This is a genomic window from Tetragenococcus halophilus subsp. halophilus DSM 20339, assembly GCF_003841405.1.
Lineage (GTDB): Bacteria > Bacillota > Bacilli > Lactobacillales > Enterococcaceae > Tetragenococcus > Tetragenococcus halophilus.
Map to the genome: position 1 here is coordinate 1,140,458 of NZ_PXYA01000001.1, position 20,098 is coordinate 1,160,555.

Genomic DNA, 20,098 nt, shown 5'->3' on the forward strand with positions numbered 1-20,098 from the left:
TTCATAAAATTGAAATTAAATATAAATTTTGAAAAAATCTATGATGAATCACTTTTACTAAAACGTGGACAAACAAAAACCCAATTTCTCCTAAACAAAGTTAGGAGAAATTGGGTTAAGCCTTCTGTCTAGTTACCCCCCGTATCCTATTTTCAAATAGATTAATTAAATAATTACTTATAAATAGTGATTATTTTTAGGCAAAAAAATAAACCTATTTTTTTCTACATTAACTACTACCTTTTATTCCCTACATAAATCTTAGCGACCATGTTTTTATTGGTACATTCTCCTCTCTCCTTCAAAACTTATACCTTTTTGACTAAAACTATTGTTTCCTCATTAATTCTTTCTGTAATTAACACATGATGTAAAAAACTTTTTCAATAAAAAAGTTAACAATTAAATGAAAAGCACTTTGATATAGGAATCTATATCACTTCTGAAGTTATTATATACTATAATTTTTTTAAATGCAACTAGTGAAGGAGCTTATTTGATGAAAGTAAAAAAAATAGTGATACATATTAATGAACTCATTGAACAAGAAAATATAAGCTTACGGGAACTAGGAAGGCAAGCAGATGTCCAAATATCTGCGTTAAGCCCGCTTGCTAGTGGAAAAAAACAACGAATAGACCTAGGTCATCTTAAACGTATTGCGGAAGCCTTAGATATAAATGATATGAACGAAATTATTTCCATTGAAGATGATGAAGAAGACGCATAGAATTTCTATGCGTTTTTTATATTTTTCATCCTTTGATATAGATACGTATAACACTTCTTTACTACGGCTATACTATGCTTTTGGTAGTTAAATAAATCACGAGAGGAAGACTGCCATGAAAGCTGGATACCAACCTAAGAAGATCGTTTTACATATTGATAAACTTGCCAAAGAAAATTATGACTCTTTAAGGGATATGGGGATAGACACGGACATTCAAATTTCTTCACTAAGCCATTTAGCCAGAAACGACCGGAAGCGTATTGACCTTGGTCATATGCAAAGAATAGCCGAAGCTTTAGACCTTAATGATATGAACGAAATCATCTCTATTGAAAACGATGATTCTTATAAAGAGGAAACGAATTAAGCGTTGAAAGAATAGCATTATTACCCATAAAAAAAGCAGAAAAAGTTGAACTTCGCTTTGTCAACTTCTTCTGCTTTTCTTATTTCAGCCTTATTAAAAATATACACCTACAATTGTTCCCGTTAAAATAGAAACTAAGGTAGCACCTAGTAAAAGCTTCATAGAAAATTTGGCTACAAATCCTCCTTGTTTTTCACTGATAGACTTAATGGAACCAGTAATAATACCTACCACACTAAAATTGGCAAACGAAATTAAATAAGAAGAAATAATTGCATTGCCTTTTGGGCTTAATGCTTCAGCTACTTGGTTGAGTTCACCTAAAGCAACAAATTCATTGGTTAAAATTTTTGTTGCCATTAAACTACCAATTTGTGTGATGTCTTCTGAAGGAACGCCCATCAAAAAAGCGATCGGTGAAAATATGTAACCTAAGACAGTCGTAAATTCGACATTAAAAATCGCTACAAAAGTACTATTTAAAAAGGTAACTAGAGCGACAAAACCAATGAGCATCGCTGCAACTGTGGTTGCTAATTTAAACCCATCTTGGATATAATTGCCAAGGACTTGAAAAAACGGTTCTTTACTAACATTTAGCGACTCATTCGTGTTCATGGAAAGCTCTTCTTCAGGGGCCACATCATAAGGATTGATGATACAAGAGACGATCAGTGCAGATAAAATATTTAAAAATACTGCTGTCACCACAAATTTAGCTGGTACTAATTGCATATAAGAAGCTAAAACAGTCGCCGACACCGCACTCATTGCAGAAGCACAAATCGTATAGAGACGCTTCTCATCTAATTTTGGAATTTTGTCTTTAATGGTGAGAAATACTTCAGGTTGCCCTAATATAGCAGTAGATACTGCAAAGTAACTTTCGAGCTCTCCCATCCCGGCTATCTTATTTAACTAAAACTTGAAAGTTCAAAAATACAGTTCATCCCTTGATAAATAAACGTTTTTTTATACAAAAATAGCATGAACCACTCAAATCCTGGTATAATAGAATCAACGAAAAACCACTAACCAAGGAGTGTTCATGCCATGTCAATTATAACACAAACAACGCCAAACTCAGAAAAAATTTCTACCTCTGTGTCTGATTTTTTTCATCAGTTCCATGTAGCTTCTGCTCTTAAAAAATCGAATGCCGTGCACAGGAAGGGTTTCTCCGTTTCTGTTATTTTTTCGTTCCTATTAGCTTCGATCTTTACCAACGGTTCTACCTATCGGTTTTACCAAAAGCAAAAGGAACAGCTATCATTTTCAGATAAAACATTTCGCAACGTTTTGAATGATCCGCACATTCATTGGCAAAAATTACTGATCTTAGTGGCTAAATCCGTCATTACTTTCCTACGTCCATTGACGGATGATGCCCGAAAAACCACATTTATCGTGGATGACTCCATGTATACCCGCTCGAATGCGAAAAAAGTGGAATGTGCCGCTTTACAATACGACCATGCCAAGAAAAAATATTTCAAAGGATTTCGTTATTTACAATTAGGCTGGAGTGATGGCAACAGCTTTGTCCCCGTCGCTTTTTCCTTGCTCTCCGGGAAAAGAAAGCTCCAATCTGATCTTGATATCGGGGACCAACGCACGAATAGGGGGAAACGTAAAGCTCAAGCGCTTCGTAAAGGCACAGAAGTGACACTGGAACTGCTTCGATCGGCTTTGAACCAAGGGATCCATGCGGATTATGTCTTATTCGATACTTGGTTTTCCAGTCCCAAAATGTTCCAACAGATCCGTGACCTGAAATGCCACTGCGTAGCGATGGTCAAACGTAGTCAAAAGATCTACTACCGTTATCAAGGCCAAAAGATGGATGTCAAAGAAATCTTCAAACGAAATAAAAAGCGCCGCGGTCGTTCTCGCTATCTTTTGAGTGTCCAAGTAGAAGCTGTCGTAGAAGGGAAAATCCTTCCCATTAAGTTGGTATATATTCGCAATCGCAATAAACGAAACGACTATTTGGTCTTAGCTTCGACCGATATCGATCTGACCGAAGACGAGATCATTCAGCTCTATGCTAGACGCTGGTCGGTGGAAGTCTACTTCAAGATGTGCAAACAATACTTAAAATTAGCCAAGTACCAAGGGATTTCTTATGACGGGATCTTTGCGCATACGACACTGGTAGCTATCGGTTATATGATCCTAGCGGTGCAAGAACGTGAAAGTAAAGACGACCGAACGCTTGGCGAGTTATTTTATCTTCTCATTGATGAGCTTTCTGAGCTTTCTGTATCGGAAGCCATTCTGCAATTACTCGTTTTATTCCAAGAAGCTTTTGCGGATGAATATGTTTTGGATGAAGCCGTATTAAATAACATTATCGAACAGTTCCTTGAAAAACTACCTTCCTCTATACAAAAACAGCTCAAGCAAGCAGGTTGAAGTTAATTTTGTGCATAAGATGCTTAGTATACCAAGGGATACGTATCGAAAAATAGGTTTCAAGTTTTAGTTATTTAATAAATACCCTGTCCATTTGATGATAAAGGGCAAAATTTTAAGATAATTTAAAATCCCCACTAATGCCGAAATAAAAACGATGGGCATTAAAACGTCCAGGAAGAAGACAGATGCTCCTTTTTGAACCATCAATCCGCCGAAAACAAAGTCAACACCACCTGCGGCTTGTTCCATTAGCCAACCGAAAAAGACAGAAATGCTTTCCATTACATGGACGCCACCTGACGTATTCAAACAGAGGAAAGAAATAATGAGTTGCAAGACAAACATCATGCCCATCTTTTTAAACTTAATCTGTTTCCGATTACTACTTGCTAGCCAGCCCACCACAAAAACAAAAGCTAAACCGGTCAATAAAAACACGAATTGCATTCCTAAGCGCCTCTTCCATTCCATAAAATTTAAAAGGGATCTAACAGTTACAAATGTATAACTTTGTTATTAACACCATTAACATCCCTTTTTTGTTCATCGTATAAATCCTACCAGTGTTTTTTGCAATTATAAACCTGAATGATTTATAAAAATTTGTGGATAACGCATTCGACTGTTCAACGAGGTGACTTTTATGTTATTTTCCCTTTTTATCGCCGCTTTTGAATAAAGAATAGAAAGGGATGATCGAACGACGCTAAAAAAAGATAAAATTCTTCCTAGAGAATGAAAGCCAAGCCTTTTTTATCAAGAGGAAAAGGGGAAAAGTAAACTAGAGATTCAATCGCTGAATTCGTGTAAGGACTTCCCAAAAAAGCGTGTTGTAAACATTCGTACTTGATAAGTGAATTTGCACTTGACGCGCGTGTTCTGTGACTTTTCCAGCAATATGAAATAGTTGAAAACGGATCGTGTCAATCACCGTCGTCTTTTTCTCTTGCGGAAAAGTCAGCTGTTTCATCAAGTGGATGATATTATAGGCGATAAAACTTAGGGCTAAGCGAACCTTATTCGCTAAAAAGGAAGGACTGTCCGTTTTATCAGCGAAAAATCCGGTCTTCATTTCTTTAATGAAGTTTTCCATATTCCCTCGTTTTTGATAGAGCTGAAAAATGGTTTGGGGCGAAAGATGAGCGAAATCGGTCACCACAAATTGAAATTCGGAAAAAAGTAAAGTTTCGGCTTTTCGAGTAGCCTTGATGGCTACTGTTCGAGATCGGTCCCAAGAATCTGCTTGATAAGCCATCTTAAAATATTGATGTTCGGACTTTGTGTAGTCCGTACCGTTGGTATATTGGACAAGATGTTGCGCATAATGAATCAACCGTACGTTATTTTTCAATTTAATCACATAATGGGCGCCTCGACACTCACATTGTTTATAAATTTCCGGTTTGGCAAAGCCACTATCCCCGCGTACAAGCATTGTGGGATCACTCGAACGTTGTTGGTAATGCGCCAACATTTCTACGAGATAATCTTCGGCGTGGGTGGAGGTATAAGATTTGCCATGACGATGGCGAACATCTAATGCCAATCCGGTTAAACCTTCAAATGCCACAAATGAATGATACCCATTGAGGCCATAGTGGTAAATATATTCCCCTGCTTCTTGCTTTCCGTAAGTGGGACAACAGGTGGAATCCAGATCAAGCACGAGTTGTTGGCTGTTTTGCTGGTCCATGCCTAAATCGCCAAGTTTTTTCGCCACTTGTAATAGTTGATTAACATTTTCTTCTGTCAAGGTATGAAGCAAAGTAGACATCATAAATTGCGAACTAAGGCGTTCTTGTTTCAATGCTTCCTTAAAAAGGCGATCATATTGTAAGGTGTTGGCGTCTCGGTCTCGAGAATAACCAGCGATCAATTGATATAGCCATTGTTTTACGACATCCAGCCATTCATGTTGGGCGAAGGCACGATACTCTGGAATATGAACGTATTGCGCTAACAGGGAATCAAAACGAATTTGATTTAGAAACTCCGAAAGTAAGACGAGCCCCGCGTCATTGGTTAAGGTGCCACCGTCATTGGCGATCAAGATGGCTTTTTGCTTATTGAATGTAAGAGAATTTTGTTGTAAAGTGAAAGACATAAGAACGCACTCCTTATTGTTATGTTTCGTTGACTTTACAATAACACGAAGTGCGTTCTTTTTGTACACCCAGAAGGTGAAGCAACTCAACCTTTAGAAAAAAGCACATGCCAAGGATTGAATGATCCTGGGAAAAATTTATAAATCATTCAGGATAAAGTGTTTTTCGTAAAATTTTCTTTCCTATAACAAGGAAGTTTTCCAGAAGGAAACAACGCAGTAAATGTTTATACAAACGCTTTATCAACGTTATCACACGAATTTAATCAGTACGTATTTTATCAAATGAGCGAAAAAAGCTAAATTTTTAGCCATAAAAAAACGCCTACCAAAGCCTTGATAGACATTTTTTCCATTCTAAAGTTTTTCCAGTTTCAAGATTTTAATATAATCTTGTTTTGTGGATAAGATACGATAAACATTAACCTCCTCAGACAGGTACGATATTATTCATGCTTTTTACCCTTTCTTATACTACTTTTTCTCAATTGTTAACTTATTCTGGGCTTCATATGCATTCTTGTATGGCTTTTTTCCCTTCTTGCCCGCAGAGCGCTCAAAATCGACACCGTGTCCACCACTTCTTGTAGAGCTGCCCCTAACAATGCCGGTATAAGACCAGTACTTGCAACCAACATCAAAGCTACACAAATAAATATTCCAATCAAAACAGATTGCTGGGCTACTTTCATGGTATCTTTTGACAAACGAATGGCTTCTGATACTCGTGTTAAGTCATCTTTTAAAATAACCGCATCCGCACTTTCACTGGCCGCAGTCGACCCATGCGCGCCCATGGCAATGCCAATATCTGCCGTAGCCAAAGCCGGCGCATCATTGACACCATCGCCTACCATAATAAGTGGACGTTGCTTTTCTTCTAGATCTTTTAGGACTTGAATTTTTTCTTCAGGCAAACATTGAGCATGAACATCAGAAATATTTACTTTTTCCGCAATTTGATAAGCAATTTCTGCATCATCACCTGTCAACATTACGGTTTTTTCGACCCCTAGCTGATTTAATTGATTGATGGTTTCTCTGACTTCTAAACGAAGTACGTCTTTAAAAGTAATATAACCAACATACTGTTCATCTACTGTAAGATAAACAACCGTTTTGTTCGTTTGCCCTACAAAACCATTTCCAGCAAATGAAGCATTGCCAACGCGAACTTTTTTTCCAGCAACAAAAGCTTCTACGCCCTTTCCAGTCACCTCTTGTAGGTTTTTCACAGCTCGCAGTTGAAGGCTCTCTTCTTTTGCTTGCGCAACTAACGATCGTGCTAAAATATGAGTCGATTCTTGTTCGACGCTTGCTGCTAAAGTTAGTAACTCTTTTGCAGAAAGTTGCTTATTCTCAGATTGAATTTCATCGACAGAAAGCTTTCCTTTAGTTAAAGTTCCCGTTTTATCAAAGGCAATGGTATTTGCTTTAGCTAATTTTTCAATCGTTGTTCCTGTTTTAACGACAATACCGTTTCTACTCGAACGGCTCATACCTGCCACTAAAGCAACCGGCGCAGCTAGTATTAATGGACAAGGCGAAGCTACAACCAAAACTTCCGCAAAACGTACGGGATCTTTAGAAATAAACCAAGCAAAGCCTCCGATAATATAGGCAATTAAAGTAAAAGGAACTGCGTACCGATCCGCCAACCGTACAAAATGAGCAGGTTTGGCTTTCGATTCCTCCACTAATTTGACTAATTTTTGGTATTGGCTATCACTTGCTTTTTTGATTACTCGTATACGGATTGAAGCATCCTTCACAATGGAGCCCGACATTATTTCATCACCAGCCGATTTTTCAATGGGTCGGGATTCTCCTGTTAAAGACGATTCATCCACCAGCGTTGTTCCTGTCTCTACTGTCCCGTCTACCGGAGCAATTTCGCCTGGCTTAATCAAAAGAAGGTCATTGACACTGGCTTCCTCTACTTCAATGTCATGTAACTGTTCATTCACGATTTTATGGGCAACTTGCGGTGAATTTTCTAAAAGGGTGCGCAATTCACGACCCGCTTGATGACTGGCATAGTCTTCTAAACTGTCTCCGCCTGTAAGCATTACCAATACTACTAAGCTTGCCCAATACTCACCAACCAACAAGGTGGCGACAATAGCCGTAATCGCTAAGATATCTACCCCGTATTTCCCAGATTTTAAGGTCTGAATCATGCCAATAAACATAGAAATTGCCATGACGCCTCCTGCAATAGCGATAATCCAAAAGGCAACTTGCGGTTGATTAAACATAAATTCCATAATTAAAGCAATAATGCCAATAAAAATCGTTAGGACAAATTTTTTAAAATTACTCACTTCATCACCCTCCAACTTTCCATCCCAGCTTAGCACTTATTTTTTCCAATTGATACTAGAAAACCGTAATTGAGAACGATAATCATTGGCAATAGCTTATATGTTTTTTTCTATTAGAATAGTTCTAAAAAATAATTAATAAAATCCCCTTATCTAAAAAGTTATTTTCTTAGATAAGAGGATAAGAGAATCTATTTTTCATCCCAAGTTATTTTTTATTAAAGCGGCAAATCTTTACGGGTAAAGATAAATCCGCTAACTGTATACAAGACAACAGGTATTACGGCAAGTACACCCATTTGAATTAAGAAATCACCATCAGCAATGATTTCGCTTGTATTGTATAAAGTAGTTATCGTAATATACTTCAAATCTTCTAGATTATCATTTTGTTCAATCACTATGCTGACAATGTAAAATGCCAGTGGCAAGCCACCACCTACGGCCATTGCCGCATTGGTCCGATTGAATAACGTGCTTGCAAAAAAAGAAATACTTCCCATAGCTAATGTCAATAAGCATGAGCCTAAAATCAACCAGCCAAAGGTTTCAAGGTCAAATTCAGTGCCTTCATCAGAATCAATCGCAGAAGAGACCATGGATTCATCTATCATATCAGACAATTGATCTTCTGGAACATCGGTAGCTTCAGAAGTGGCTTCTAGCGCATTGTCATTTTTCATCAGATTCATATTGTCATCTACCGTAGCTGAACTTACGTCTAGCTCACTTTCAGTGACTTCTTTAGCTGTGGATAAAACAGCGGATGGGTTCATTTGACCGTTTGTATCTTCATCTTCTTCATTTTCATTTTCGTCCACTAAATCATTAACATAATTACGATATTCATTCACGTTCATACCTAGAGGTTTACTACCTTCTTGCAAGGCATCGCTATCGTTTAAAATCATGCCTGGATCATCAGCTAACTCGTCTGTGGTAATTTCGATGTCATCTTTATCCATATCGTCGTCATCATCGTATTCATCTTTACGACTGTCTGTAATCTCATCAGAAGCTTTATCCAAACTATCACGTTTCATCGCTTCATCTAGATATTTGCCATAGGCCGTTTCATCCATACCTCGCGCATCTGCTCCAGATTGTAGCGCATAATCGTCATCTTTAATCATATAAAGATTATCGCGCACATAAGAAGGATCGCGATCAAGAGCGGCCGCAGCTTCTTCCACATCTTCTGTAATGGCATTGCCCGAAAGGTTATTATGAACAATTTCTGTGACGCCCATACCAACGCCTGCTGTGACAGCAAACATCAAGATAATGGAACCAATCATATAAACCATTTTGGTAAAAATGACCGTGCCTCTTTTGATCGGTGTGGATAAGGTATAAGCCATCGAACCACTATCGATTTCACTTACCACTAAATTATTGGCGCAAAATACGCCATAGATTAAACCAAGTAAAATGGCGACCATCTTAAAAAACATTTCTAACGTTCCCATTAAGGTACCTAGATCAGAAACTTGATCACCAAAGGACGTATCTTCTGCTGCACTGACGATCTGACCGATATCATCCGCATCAAAACTCACAATAAAAATAGTAATAAGTATACTTAAAACAGCAGTGATGACTAACCATAAGGGCCCATTACTGCGTACACTTTGTTTAAAAATTGGTTTACTAAACATTGGCGACTTCCTCCTTGAATACATTGGTAAAGTAATCTTCAAAATTCGTTTTGATTTCTTTAAAGAATAAAACATCGTAATATTGAAGGTCATTCATCAAGTCATTGATATCTTTATCATTGATGTTGACATTTAACTGCAGATCCTCTTCTTTGACATTTGACAACTCATAACCCAACGCTTGGAATTGTTGGAAGCTTTCCTTCGTTTTAAATTCTAATTTATAGGTTTTGTTTTTATTATGAAGGAGATCCTTCATGACGAGTTGATCAATAATACGACCATCTTTGATCATGGCCACGCGATCACAAGTTTGTTCGATTTCTTCAAAAATATGGCTCGACAAGAATATCGTATGCCCCATTTCTTTTTCTTCTTTGATCAAATCAATAAAGACATCACGCATTAAAGGGTCTAACCCTGTGGAAGGTTCATCTAAAATCAATACATCAGAGTCTAAAGAGAACGCCGCAGCCAAGGCTGTTTTTTGTTTCATACCTTTACTCATCGTTTTAAGTCCTGCGGTATAATCCAACTGCAGTCTTTCACAGATTTGTTTACAGCGTTGCCAACTACCGCGACCGGCTTTTTCCATCTGCCGTTTTAAGAAGGTTTCACCTGTTTTGTCTGCTGGAAAATTGATTTCTCCAGGAACATAGCTGACAAAACGTTTGATTTGAGCACTACTTTTTTGCGTATCCATACCATTAATAAAAGCTTGTCCACTATCAGGCTTGATAAAACCCATCAATTGGCGAATAGTAGTCGTCTTCCCGGCACCGTTAATACCTACCAGCCCAAAGGTTTCTCCTTGTTCAATTGAAAGAGAAATATCAAATACGCCGCTGTCTTGTCCATAATCCTTGGTTAAATTTTCTAAATCAATGTATCCCATGGCTCAACACCTCTTCTCCAGATGAAACACTTTTGTTGGTATCATAGAAGTTCATAAAGTAATCTTCTAATGAGAACTTCTCTTCGGTAATAAAATTCAATTGATATTGACTCAAATCGGTAAATAGTTCTTTGATATTTTCATCTTTGATTTCAACTTTCACCTGATTTTGTCTTGGTCGTTTGACTGTCGTATCTAAGGAGGTATTGTCAACAAAACGTTGATATTCATTTTCATCAGCAAATTCGATTTTGTAAGTCTTATTTTCATTTTTCCGAATATCATCTGCAACCACCGTCGAAACCACTTCGCCTTCTTTAATAATGGCAATCCGATCACAGGTTGCATCCACTTCGCTGAAAATATGACTCGATAAAAGAATCGATTTGCCAGCTCTTTTTTCTTCTAATAGAAATTCAATGAAGCGTTCTTGCATGACGGGATCCAAACCACTGGTGGGTTCATCCAACACCAAAATATCTGGATCATGCATAAAAGCTGTCACAATCGCCACTTTCCGGCGAGTTCCCAAACTCATCGTATCTAATTTAGGAGAAATATCTAATTCAAACATATCGATTAAATGATCCGTCTTGGTCATATCTGAAATTTGACGTTCTCTTGCCATAAAATCGATAAAGGCCTTTCCTGTCATATTTTTAGGAAAAGCTAACTCCCCGGGCAAATAACCGACTTCCCGTTTGATCGCCGCTGCGTCTTTCCATGAATCTTTATTCGATACTTTAATTGCTCCCGATTGTGGCTTCGAAAAGCCCATTAAATGACGAATCGTTGTGGTTTTTCCAGCGCCATTTGGACCTAAAAAGCCAAAAACTTCGCCTTCTCCAACCTCAAAAGATACATCAAATACACCACGATGAGAACCGTAATCTTTTGTTAGTTGTTCGACTTCAATCACTGACATATCTTTTCGCTCCTCATTTACAAAAGTATGTTAAATGACATATGACCGTTTATTTACATATGTTCATTTATTGATTATAATAGGCTTGGTAAAAATTACAACAAACAACTTGGCAGAATATGGAACTTAAATGACAGATTTACCAAAATTGTTTATTAAAATTTTAAGAAAGGAACATCTTTGCATGGAAAGCTCACTCGATCTACGTGTTCAAAAAACATATGATGCACTTATTACTGCCTTATTAGAATTAACAAAGGAAAAATCCCTCGATAAAATCACAGTCAATGAACTGTGCCAAAAAGCTAGAATCCGTCGTCCAACCTTTTATAAACACTTTAATGATAAGTACGACTTTTTTCATTTTACTGTCCAATCATTACAAGAACACTATCTAGCTAAAGTAGAAGAAAAAACAGATGATGCACATCCCGTCCGTTATTTCACAACCCTTTTTCAAACCATGATTGATGCCATCGACGAGTACCAAAAAGTACTTTTACCTTTAAAAATTGATGCCACAAGCTTTTTTATCTTTGAAACAGTAGATGACAAGCTACATCAGCAGTTAGAAAAACGGTTACGTCATTTCTATGATATGGGCTATCAACTACCAACCAATATCGACTTTAGTCTACAAGTTTTACTAGGTACCTTTAAACAAGCGGCTTTTTGGTGGTTAAAAAATCAAGAAAGGATTTCAAAAAAAGAGGTCATAGATGAAATGAATAACACTTTGCGTTGGTTTTTTGACATGCGACAATAAAACATAAAAAGACCCGCCAGCGGGTAACTGACGGGAAAGGAGTTAAAAAATGAAAAAGTGTTTCAGGGTGTTTCGTTGGTACACTTTTAATGTAACGATAAAAAGTGAATAAATTATGACATTTCTTTTTTTAAATTCTAAAAAAGAAATGAAAAAGAATTTTTGTCAAAGGATCAAAGTGAGCCTCTCCCTATTTCGAAACTAACCGTATTAATTACTAACACAAAGACGATTTTGTTATAGCGTTAAAGTTACCTCTTAGCTAAAAAGATCTGCGTGCGTGCCTGTATCAATAAATCGGACAAATGCTCCATCATACTTATAAATTAATCCCCAGTCCGGCTGACTAAAAAGTGATCATTATATTGAGATTCCAGAGGTTTATCACAAAAAAGTTTCCAATAAACTCTTTCAAAATCTTCTCTTTCATAACGATCACCTTTAAGCATTTTTATAATACTTTTTAAATTTTCATTCGAACGCAGACTTATATTTAGGCCTATTCTTCATTTAACCAATCCAAACCTTCCTTCCCGTTTTCAAATTCAATATAATCCTGGCTTTTCGTTACTTCTTCTAATTGAGAATTTGGGACAGAGACTTCAAAGGGAATTCCGCCTACTTCAATTGAACGTTTTACAAAGATACGATAAGCTTCATTAGGCTCTAAACCTATGCTTTGCATTACCTTTCTGAACTTTTCTTTATCCTCTTCGTTCATTCTAAAATGTACTTGGTTCGTCATAATAAGCGCCTCCTATATCTAGAATACCAATTGCTACCGCTTTAATCCAATAAGATAACATTTCAGCTTAAAATAAACATGAAATTAGTGAAAAATAACAAAATTTCAGGTAGGATAAGTACTTAGACACATGAGCATTCTATATTGTGTGAAATTTTTAAAGGAGGGATTTGTTTTGGAGTGGATAAAACTCATTGGAATCTTTATTATCTTACTAGGATTTTTATTTAAATTAGATACAATCGCGGTCGTTGTTTTCGCTGCTTTTGCGACAGCTCTAGTATCTGGCATACCTATAATGGACTTTTTAGAAGCTTTTGGACAAGCATTTGTGGAAAATCGACTCGTAACGATTTTTCTACTAACTTTACCGATGATTGGTCTTTCAGAACGTTTCGGTTTGCGTCAACAAGCGGTGATTTTGATCCGAAAAATTAAAGGAATGACGCCAGGGAAATTTTTAACGCTTTATATGGCAATCCGGGAAATCGCCGGTCTTTTAGGGATTCGTATTTCAGGACATCCACAATTTGTTCGTCCTATCGTTAATCCTATGACCCAAGCTGCGGCAACTAAATACGGTGATATTTCGGATAAAGATAAAGAAGAACTGAAGGCCCGTGCGGCAGCTAATGAAAATTACGCCAACTTTTATGGGCAAAATACTTTTGTCGCAGCTTCTGGTGTTTTGTTAATTGCTGGAACATTGCGAGATTTAAACTATGATGTATCAGAAGCTAGCATTGTACAATATTCCCTAATTGTGGCTGTAATTGCTCTTGTACTAGCTGCGATTTCAAATATGTTATATGATCGTAAATTAGCTAAAAGGTATGGCATTACAAAGGATGGTGACCTAAACAATGACACAGACAATTGATACAATTCTTGAGTTGTTTTATATTTTAATTGGTATTCTAGCTGCGATGACTTCTATTCGTTCTTTTAGAGATCGTACCAACTCAGCTCGAATCGGTACGGGTTATTCTGGTTATTTCTAGGAATCATTTTTGCTTTCGGTAATTTCTTGCCTTATGCTGTATCTGGTATCATGTTAGTTATCATTGGCATCTTGACGTTATTTAAGCAAGTAAAAATTGGTAATATTGCCAAGTTAGATGATAAACAAGGAGAAAAAGCCGCCGAACGGATCGGCAGCTGGATTTTCTTTCCTGCCATCGTACTGGCATTAACAGCAGTGGGCGTTTCCTATACCGTATTAGGTGGACAAGTAGGCATCGGCGTGGCCTCTATCGTCGCTTTAGTTGTCGCAGTGATCATTACTTCTGCTAAACCTAAAACGATCATGGACGATACGGATCGTATGTTCCAATCTGTCGGAACCACTGGGATTTTGCCTCAATTATTGGCTGCTTTAGGTGTGATTTTTAATTTAGCTGGCGTTGGTGAAGTCATAGCTGATGCCATCGCCAACCTTATCCCAGTTGGAAACCAATTTTTCGGCGTTGTTGCTTATTGTCTAGGGATGGTGTTGTTTACCATGGCTATGGGCAACGCTTTTGCGGCGTTTACTGTCATCACAGCTGGCATTGGTGTTCCTTTTGTTATCGCCCAAGGTGGAGATCCGGTGATTGCTGGTAGTTTAGCCATGACCGCCGGCTTTTGTGGTACTTTGTTAACTCCGATGGGTGCCAATTTTAATGCCTTGCCGGTTGCTTTGTTGGAAATGAAAGATGCAAATGGCGTCATCAAAGCGCAAATCCCTATGGCCTTGGTTATGATTGTAGTTCATATCGTTTTAATGTATGTACTAGCTTTTTAACTAAAGCAAACTTGGAAATTGAATAAAGAAACGAAGAAACGTTATTCAAAATTGAAATATTGAATAATAAAATAAGAAAACATTATCCAATACTGAAATAATGGATAATGAAATGAGAAAACGTTATTCAAAAAAGATAAAAACGAACAAAAAAACAAAGAAATGTTACTTATTGTTGAAAAATTGAAGAGTGGAAACAAGAAGCATTATTCAATATTAAAATAATGAATAATGAAACAAGAAAGCGTTATTCAAAAATAAGATATTGAATAAGGAAATAAAAAAGTATTATTCATTATTAAAAAATTAAAGAAAGGAAGAGTAATATGAAAATTTTAATTACAGGATTCGACCCATTTGGCGGCGAAAAAATAAATCCTGCGTGGGAAGCAGTCAAAAAACTTCCTAACACCATTAAAGGTGCTGAAATTGTTAAAGAAGAAATTCCAACGGTTTATGGTAAATCAGCCGATGTTTGTAAAAAAGCGATTCAAAAACACCAACCAGATATCGTTTTAAATATTGGTCAAGCAGGCGGGCGTTTCACTATTACGCCAGAAAGAGTTGCTATTAACGTTGACGATGCGCGAATCCCTGATAATGAAGACAACCAACCGATTGACCAAACGATTCAAACAGACGGTCAAGCGGCTTATTTCACACAGCTACCTGTCAAAGCGATGGTAGAAAATGTGAAAAATAACGGTTTTCCAGCAGCAGTATCTAATTCAGCTGGTACCTTTGTTTGTAATCATATCATGTATCAAGTCCAATATATGATTGATAAAGAGTTCCCTAATATGAAAGGCGGCTTTATTCATGTTCCTTTCATCGCTGAACAGGTTGTAAACAAGCCTAACCAACCTTTTATGCAAATTTCTGATATTGCTTTTTGTATCGAAAAGACAATTGAAGCAATTGTTAATTTTGGAGATAAAGATGACTTAAAAGCTGTTGGCGGAGAAACACATTAATAGGTAATAAAACTACCGGAAACAAACACCATAAAAAATGTTTGTTTCCGGTATTTGTCTGTTATGCCAAAGATTATTAAAAAAAGACTTAATAATAAGGAATATATAGAACTTCAGTATTTTTTATGTTACTTTATTAAGTAACAGTAAAGTTTATGACGGTGGCTATCTTTTTCGAAAGTGAGGTGGTGCGTATGTGCGTACTAACTAAAACTAAAGAAAGGAGAAGCCTTTTGTCTGCATTTGAGACGATTCAGGTAATTTTAGGTTTTGGTACATTTACCATCGCCTTAATTGCTTTAGTCGTTGAATTGCTAAAAAATGACAGAAAAAAATAACCGTCAACTTTAGCAGGACGACGATTATTTTTTATTAATCAAACTCTGCCACCGTCTTAATCGGTGCTGTTATTGAAGAGTTGTTTACACAACTCTTCTTTACACAACAATTATAACAAATTTTCTTACTCTATTCAACTTTTATGTTACTTTAAAAAGCAACATAAAACCTGAATGATTTATAAAAATTTGTGGATAACGCATTCGACTGTTCAACGAGGTGACTTTTATGTTATTTTCCCTTTTTATCGCCGCTTTTGAATAAAGAATAGAAAGGGATGATCGAACGACGCTAAAAAAAGATAAAATTCTTCCTAGAGAATGAAAGCCAAGCCTTTTTTATCAAGAGGAAAAGGGGAAAAGTAAACTAGAGATTCAATCGCTGAATTCGTGTAAGGACTTCCCAAAAAAGCGTGTTGTAAACATTCGTACTTGATAAGTGAATTTGCACTTGACGCGCGTGTTCTGTGACTTTTCCAGCAATATGAAATAGTTGAAAACGGATCGTGTCAATCACCGTCGTCTTTTTCTCTTGCGGAAAAGTCAGCTGTTTCATCAAGTGGATGATATTATAGGCGATAAAACTTAGGGCTAAGCGAACCTTATTCGCTAAAAAGGAAGGACTGTCCGTTTTATCAGCGAAAAATCCGGTCTTCATTTCTTTAATGAAGTTTTCCATATTCCCTCGTTTTTGATAGAGCTGAAAAATGGTTTGGGGCGAAAGATGAGCGAAATCGGTCACCACAAATTGAAATTCGGAAAAAAGTAAAGTTTCGGCTTTTCGAGTAGCCTTGATGGCTACTGTTCGAGATCGGTCCCAAGAATCTGCTTGATAAGCCATCTTAAAATATTGATGTTCGGACTTTGTGTAGTCCGTACCGTTGGTATATTGGACAAGATGTTGCGCATAATGAATCAACCGTACGTTATTTTTCAATTTAATCACATAATGGGCGCCTCGACACTCACATTGTTTATAAATTTCCGGTTTGGCAAAGCCACTATCCCGCGTACAAGCATTGTGGGATCACTCGAACGTTGTTGGTAATGCGCCAACATTTCTACGAGATAATCTTCGGCGTGGGTGGAGGTATAAGATTTGCCATGACGATGGCGAACATCTAATGCCAATCCGGTTAAACCTTCAAATGCCACAAATGAATGATACCCATTGAGGCCATAGTGGTAAATATATTCCCCTGCTTCTTGCTTTCCGTAAGTGGGACAACAGGTGGAATCCAGATCAAGCACGAGTTGTTGGCTGTTTTGCTGGTCCATGCCTAAATCGCCAAGTTTTTTCGCCACTTGTAATAGTTGATTAACATTTTCTTCTGTCAAGGTATGAAGCAAAGTAGACATCATAAATTGCGAACTAAGGCGTTCTTGTTTCAATGCTTCCTTAAAAAGGCGATCATATTGTAAGGTGTTGGCGTCTCGGTCTCGAGAATAACCAGCGATCAATTGATATAGCCATTGTTTTACGACATCCAGCCATTCATGTTGGGCGAAGGCACGATACTCTGGAATATGAACGTATTGCGCTAACAGGGAATCAAAACGAATTTGATTTAGAAACTCCGAAAGTAAGACGAGCCCCGCGTCATTGGTTAAGGTGCCACCGTCATTGGCGATCAAGATGGCTTTTTGCTTATTGAATGTAAGAGAATTTTGTTGTAAAGTGAAAGACATAAGAACGCACTCCTTATTGTTATGTTTCGTTGACTTTACAATAACACGAAGTGCGTTCTTTTTGTACACCCAGAAGGTGAAGCAACTCAACCTTTAGAAAAAAGCACATGCCAAGGATTGAATGATCCTGGGAAAAATTTATAAATCATTCAGGATAAAGTGTTTTTCGTAAAATTTTCTTTCCTATAACAAGGAAGTTTTCCAGAAGGAAACAACGCAGTAAATGTTTATACAAACGCTTTATCAACGTTATCACACGAATTTAATCAGTACGTATTTTATCAAATGAGCGAAAAAAGCTAAATTTTTAGCCATAAAAAAACGCCTACCAAAGCCTTGATAGACATTTTTTCCATTCTAAAGTTTTTCCAGTTTCAAGATTTTAATATAATCTTGTTTTGTGGATAAGATACGATAAACATTAACCTCCTCAGACAGGTACGATATTATTCATGCTTTTTACCCTTTCTTATACTACTTTTTCTCAATTGTTAACTTATTCTGGGCTTCATATGCATTCTTGTATGGCTTTTTTCCCTTCTTGCCCGCAGAGCGCTCAAAATCGACACCGTGTCCACCACTTCTTGTAGAGCTGCCCCTAACAATGCCGGTATAAGACCAGTACTTGCAACCAACATCAAAGCTACACAAATAAATATTCCAATCAAAACAGATTGCTGGGCTACTTTCATGGTATCTTTTGACAAACGAATGGCTTCTGATACTCGTGTTAAGTCATCTTTTAAAATAACCGCATCCGCACTTTCACTGGCCGCAGTCGACCCATGCGCGCCCATGGCAATGCCAATATCTGCCGTAGCCAAAGCCGGCGCATCATTGACACCATCGCCTACCATAATAAGTGGACGTTGCTTTTCTTCTAGATCTTTTAGGACTTGAATTTTTTCTTCAGGCAAACATTGAGCATGAACATCAGAAATATTTACTTTTTCCGCAATTTGATAAGCAATTTCTGCATCATCACCTGTCAACATTACGGTTTTTTCGACCCTAGCTGATTTAATTGATTGATGGTTTCTCTGGCTTCTAAACGAAGTACGTCTTTAAAAGTAATATAACCAACATACTGTTCATCTACTGTAAGATAAACAACCGTTTTGTTCGTTTGCCCTACAAAACCATTTCCAGCAAATGAAGCATTGCCAACGCGAACTTTTTTTCCAGCAACAAAAGCTTCTACGCCCTTTCCAGTCACCTCTTGTAGGTTTTTCACAGCTCGCAGTTGAAGGCTCTCTTCTTTTGCTTGCGCAACTAACGATCGTGCTAAAATATGAGTCGATTCTTGTTCGACGCTTGCTGCTAAAGTTAGTAACTCTTTTGCAGAAAGTTGCTTATTCTCAGATTGAATTTCATCGACAGAAAGCTTTCCTTTAGTTAAAGTTCCCGTTTTATCAAAGGCAATGGTATTTGCTTTAGCTAATTTTTCAATCGTTGTTCCTGTTTTAACGACAATACCGTTTCTACTCGAACGGCTCATACCTGCCACTAAAGCAACCGGCGCAGCTAGTATTAATGGACAAGGCGAAGCTACAACCAAAACTTCCGCAAAACGTACGGGATCTTTAGAAATAAACCAAGCAAAGCCTCCGATAATATAGGCAATTAAAGTAAAAGGAACTGCGTACCGATCCGCCAACCGTACAAAATGAGCAGGTTTGGCTTTCGATTCCTCCACTAATTTGACTAATTTTTGGTATTGGCTATCACTTGCTTTTTTGATTACTCGTATACGGATTGAAGCATCCTTCACAATGGAGCCCGACATTATTTCATCACCAGCCGATTTTTCAATGGGTCGGGATTCTCCTGTTAAAGACGATTCATCCACCAGCGTTGTTCCTGTCTCTACTGTCCCGTCTACCGGAGCAATTTCGCCTGGCTTAATCAAAAGAAGGTCATTGACACTGGCTTCCTCTACTTCAATGTCATGTAACTGTTCATTCACGATTTTATGGGCAACTTGCGGTGAATTTTCTAAAAGGGTGCGCAATTCACGACCCGCTTGATGACTGGCATAGTCTTCTAAACTGTCTCCGCCTGTAAGCATTACCAATACTACTAAGCTTGCCCAATACTCACCAACCAACAAGGTGGCGACAATAGCCGTAATCGCTAAGATATCTACCCCGTATTTCCCAGATTTTAAGGTCTGAATCATGCCAATAAACATAGAAATTGCCATGACGCCTCCTGCAATAGCGATAATCCAAAAGGCAACTTGCGGTTGATTAAACATAAATTCCATAATTAAAGCAATAATGCCAATAAAAATCGTTAGGACAAATTTTTTAAAATTACTCACTTCATCACCCTCCAACTTTCCATCCCAGCTTAGCACTTATTTTTTCCAATTGATAC

The 20,098-nt window shown here is 37.4% G+C and carries 13 protein-coding genes and 5 pseudogenes; 8 read left to right on the plus strand and 10 right to left on the minus strand.

The annotated features are described in order from the left end of the window. Positions 1-499 precede the first annotated feature (499 nt). Both C7K42_RS05490 and C7K42_RS05495 read left to right on the plus strand, forming a co-directional pair. On the plus strand, positions 500-730 hold the full coding sequence (locus tag C7K42_RS05490) for a helix-turn-helix domain-containing protein (RefSeq protein WP_014123920.1): 231 nt from the start codon (positions 500-502) through the stop codon (positions 728-730). Positions 731-845: 115 nt separating this feature from the next. Continuing rightward, positions 846-1,100 (plus strand): helix-turn-helix domain-containing protein, encoded by a 255-nt coding sequence (locus C7K42_RS05495; protein WP_014123919.1) that lies wholly within the window; start codon positions 846-848, stop codon positions 1,098-1,100. 93 nt (positions 1,101-1,193) lie between these two features. Here C7K42_RS05495 and C7K42_RS05500 read toward each other — a convergent pair. Further along, a pseudogene (locus C7K42_RS05500) lies at positions 1,194-2,018 on the minus strand (nucleoside transporter C-terminal domain-containing protein); the annotation flags it as partial. A gap of 135 nt (positions 2,019-2,153) precedes the next feature. Here C7K42_RS05500 and C7K42_RS05505 point away from each other — a divergent pair. Continuing rightward, positions 2,154-3,515: an IS4-like element ISTeha4 family transposase gene (locus C7K42_RS05505; protein WP_014125678.1), complete on the plus strand. Its 1,362-nt coding sequence runs from the start codon at positions 2,154-2,156 to the stop codon at positions 3,513-3,515. 72 nt (positions 3,516-3,587) lie between these two features. On the opposite strand, the pseudogene C7K42_RS05510 reads toward C7K42_RS05505, so the two are convergent. From C7K42_RS05510 to C7K42_RS05535, 6 genes and pseudogenes are all read right to left on the minus strand, one after another. Next, positions 3,588-3,965: pseudogene (locus C7K42_RS05510) on the minus strand (Na+ dependent nucleoside transporter N-terminal domain-containing protein); the annotation flags it as partial. Positions 3,966-4,299: 334 nt separating this feature from the next. After that, a complete protein-coding gene (locus C7K42_RS05515; protein WP_014123917.1) occupies positions 4,300-5,622 on the minus strand; it encodes an IS1380 family transposase in 1,323 nt (440 codons plus the stop codon). A gap of 491 nt (positions 5,623-6,113) precedes the next feature. Then, positions 6,114-7,946: a heavy metal translocating P-type ATPase gene (locus tag C7K42_RS05520; protein ID WP_124175401.1), complete on the minus strand. Its 1,833-nt coding sequence runs from the start codon at positions 7,944-7,946 to the stop codon at positions 6,114-6,116. 218 nt (positions 7,947-8,164) lie between these two features. After that, positions 8,165-9,604 carry an ABC transporter permease subunit gene (locus tag C7K42_RS05525; protein WP_159459079.1) on the minus strand — a complete coding sequence of 480 codons (1,440 nt, stop codon included), beginning with the start codon at positions 9,602-9,604 and terminating at the stop codon, positions 8,165-8,167. Then, positions 9,597-10,499, minus strand: a complete 903-nt coding sequence (locus tag C7K42_RS05530) for an ABC transporter ATP-binding protein (protein ID WP_014123914.1) — start codon at positions 10,497-10,499, stop codon at positions 9,597-9,599. The genes C7K42_RS05525 and C7K42_RS05530 overlap by 8 nt, the downstream gene beginning before the upstream one ends. Then, positions 10,486-11,424 carry an ABC transporter ATP-binding protein gene (locus C7K42_RS05535; RefSeq protein ID WP_014123913.1) on the minus strand — a complete coding sequence of 313 codons (939 nt, stop codon included), beginning with the start codon at positions 11,422-11,424 and terminating at the stop codon, positions 10,486-10,488. The genes C7K42_RS05530 and C7K42_RS05535 overlap by 14 nt, the downstream gene beginning before the upstream one ends. Positions 11,425-11,608: 184 nt before the next feature. On the opposite strand from C7K42_RS05535, the gene C7K42_RS05540 reads away from it, so the two are divergent. Next, positions 11,609-12,190 (plus strand): TetR/AcrR family transcriptional regulator, encoded by a 582-nt coding sequence (locus C7K42_RS05540; RefSeq protein WP_014123912.1) that lies wholly within the window; start codon positions 11,609-11,611, stop codon positions 12,188-12,190. Positions 12,191-12,689: 499 nt separating this feature from the next. Here C7K42_RS05540 and C7K42_RS05550 read toward each other — a convergent pair whose 3' ends face one another. Next, a complete protein-coding gene (locus C7K42_RS05550) occupies positions 12,690-12,935 on the minus strand; it encodes a type II toxin-antitoxin system RelB/DinJ family antitoxin (protein WP_061840030.1) in 246 nt (81 codons plus the stop codon). Between the two features lie 175 nt (positions 12,936-13,110). On the opposite strand from C7K42_RS05550, the gene C7K42_RS05555 reads away from it, so the two are divergent. From C7K42_RS05555 to pepG1, 4 genes and pseudogenes are all read left to right on the plus strand, one after another. Beyond that, the gene (locus C7K42_RS05555) at positions 13,111-13,815 is read left to right on the plus strand and encodes a DUF969 domain-containing protein (RefSeq protein ID WP_061840031.1); all 705 of its coding nucleotides are present in this window, start codon (positions 13,111-13,113) and stop codon (positions 13,813-13,815) included. Beyond that, positions 13,799-14,718, plus strand: a pseudogene (locus C7K42_RS05560) (DUF979 domain-containing protein). Before C7K42_RS05555 ends, C7K42_RS05560 begins: the two are co-directional and overlap by 17 nt. 326 nt (positions 14,719-15,044) lie before the next feature. Next, entirely contained in the window at positions 15,045-15,692 is a 648-nt protein-coding gene (pcp, locus tag C7K42_RS05565; protein ID WP_014123904.1) for a pyroglutamyl-peptidase I, read from the plus strand. A gap of 194 nt (positions 15,693-15,886) precedes the next feature. Beyond that, entirely contained in the window at positions 15,887-16,030 is a 144-nt protein-coding gene (gene pepG1 / locus C7K42_RS05570; RefSeq protein ID WP_069028715.1) for a type I toxin-antitoxin system toxin PepG1, read from the plus strand. 367 nt (positions 16,031-16,397) lie between these two features. Here the strand turns inward: pepG1 and C7K42_RS05575 are convergent. Both C7K42_RS05575 and C7K42_RS05580 read right to left on the minus strand, forming a co-directional pair. Further along, positions 16,398-17,719 (minus strand): annotated as a pseudogene (locus tag C7K42_RS05575) (IS1380 family transposase). 491 nt (positions 17,720-18,210) lie between these two features. After that, positions 18,211-20,042: pseudogene (locus C7K42_RS05580) on the minus strand (heavy metal translocating P-type ATPase). Between the last annotated feature and the right edge of the window lie 56 nt (positions 20,043-20,098).

Coding starts and splice junctions, on each gene's coding strand:
- C7K42_RS05515 (WP_014123917.1), bottom strand. CDS start 5,622: ATGTCTTTCACTTTACAACAAAATTCTCTTACATTCAATAAGCAAAAA.
- C7K42_RS05530 (WP_014123914.1), bottom strand. CDS start 10,499: ATGGGATACATTGATTTAGAAAATTTAACCAAGGATTATGGACAAGAC.
- pepG1 (WP_069028715.1), top strand. CDS start 15,887: ATGTGCGTACTAACTAAAACTAAAGAAAGGAGAAGCCTTTTGTCTGCA.
- pcp (WP_014123904.1), top strand. CDS start 15,045: ATGAAAATTTTAATTACAGGATTCGACCCATTTGGCGGCGAAAAAATA.
- C7K42_RS05540 (WP_014123912.1), top strand. CDS start 11,609: ATGGAAAGCTCACTCGATCTACGTGTTCAAAAAACATATGATGCACTT.
- C7K42_RS05505 (WP_014125678.1), top strand. CDS start 2,154: ATGTCAATTATAACACAAACAACGCCAAACTCAGAAAAAATTTCTACC.
- C7K42_RS05490 (WP_014123920.1), top strand. CDS start 500: ATGAAAGTAAAAAAAATAGTGATACATATTAATGAACTCATTGAACAA.
- C7K42_RS05550 (WP_061840030.1), bottom strand. CDS start 12,935: ATGACGAACCAAGTACATTTTAGAATGAACGAAGAGGATAAAGAAAAG.
- C7K42_RS05525 (WP_159459079.1), bottom strand. CDS start 9,604: ATGTTTAGTAAACCAATTTTTAAACAAAGTGTACGCAGTAATGGGCCC.
- C7K42_RS05495 (WP_014123919.1), top strand. CDS start 846: ATGAAAGCTGGATACCAACCTAAGAAGATCGTTTTACATATTGATAAA.
- C7K42_RS05535 (WP_014123913.1), bottom strand. CDS start 11,424: ATGTCAGTGATTGAAGTCGAACAACTAACAAAAGATTACGGTTCTCAT.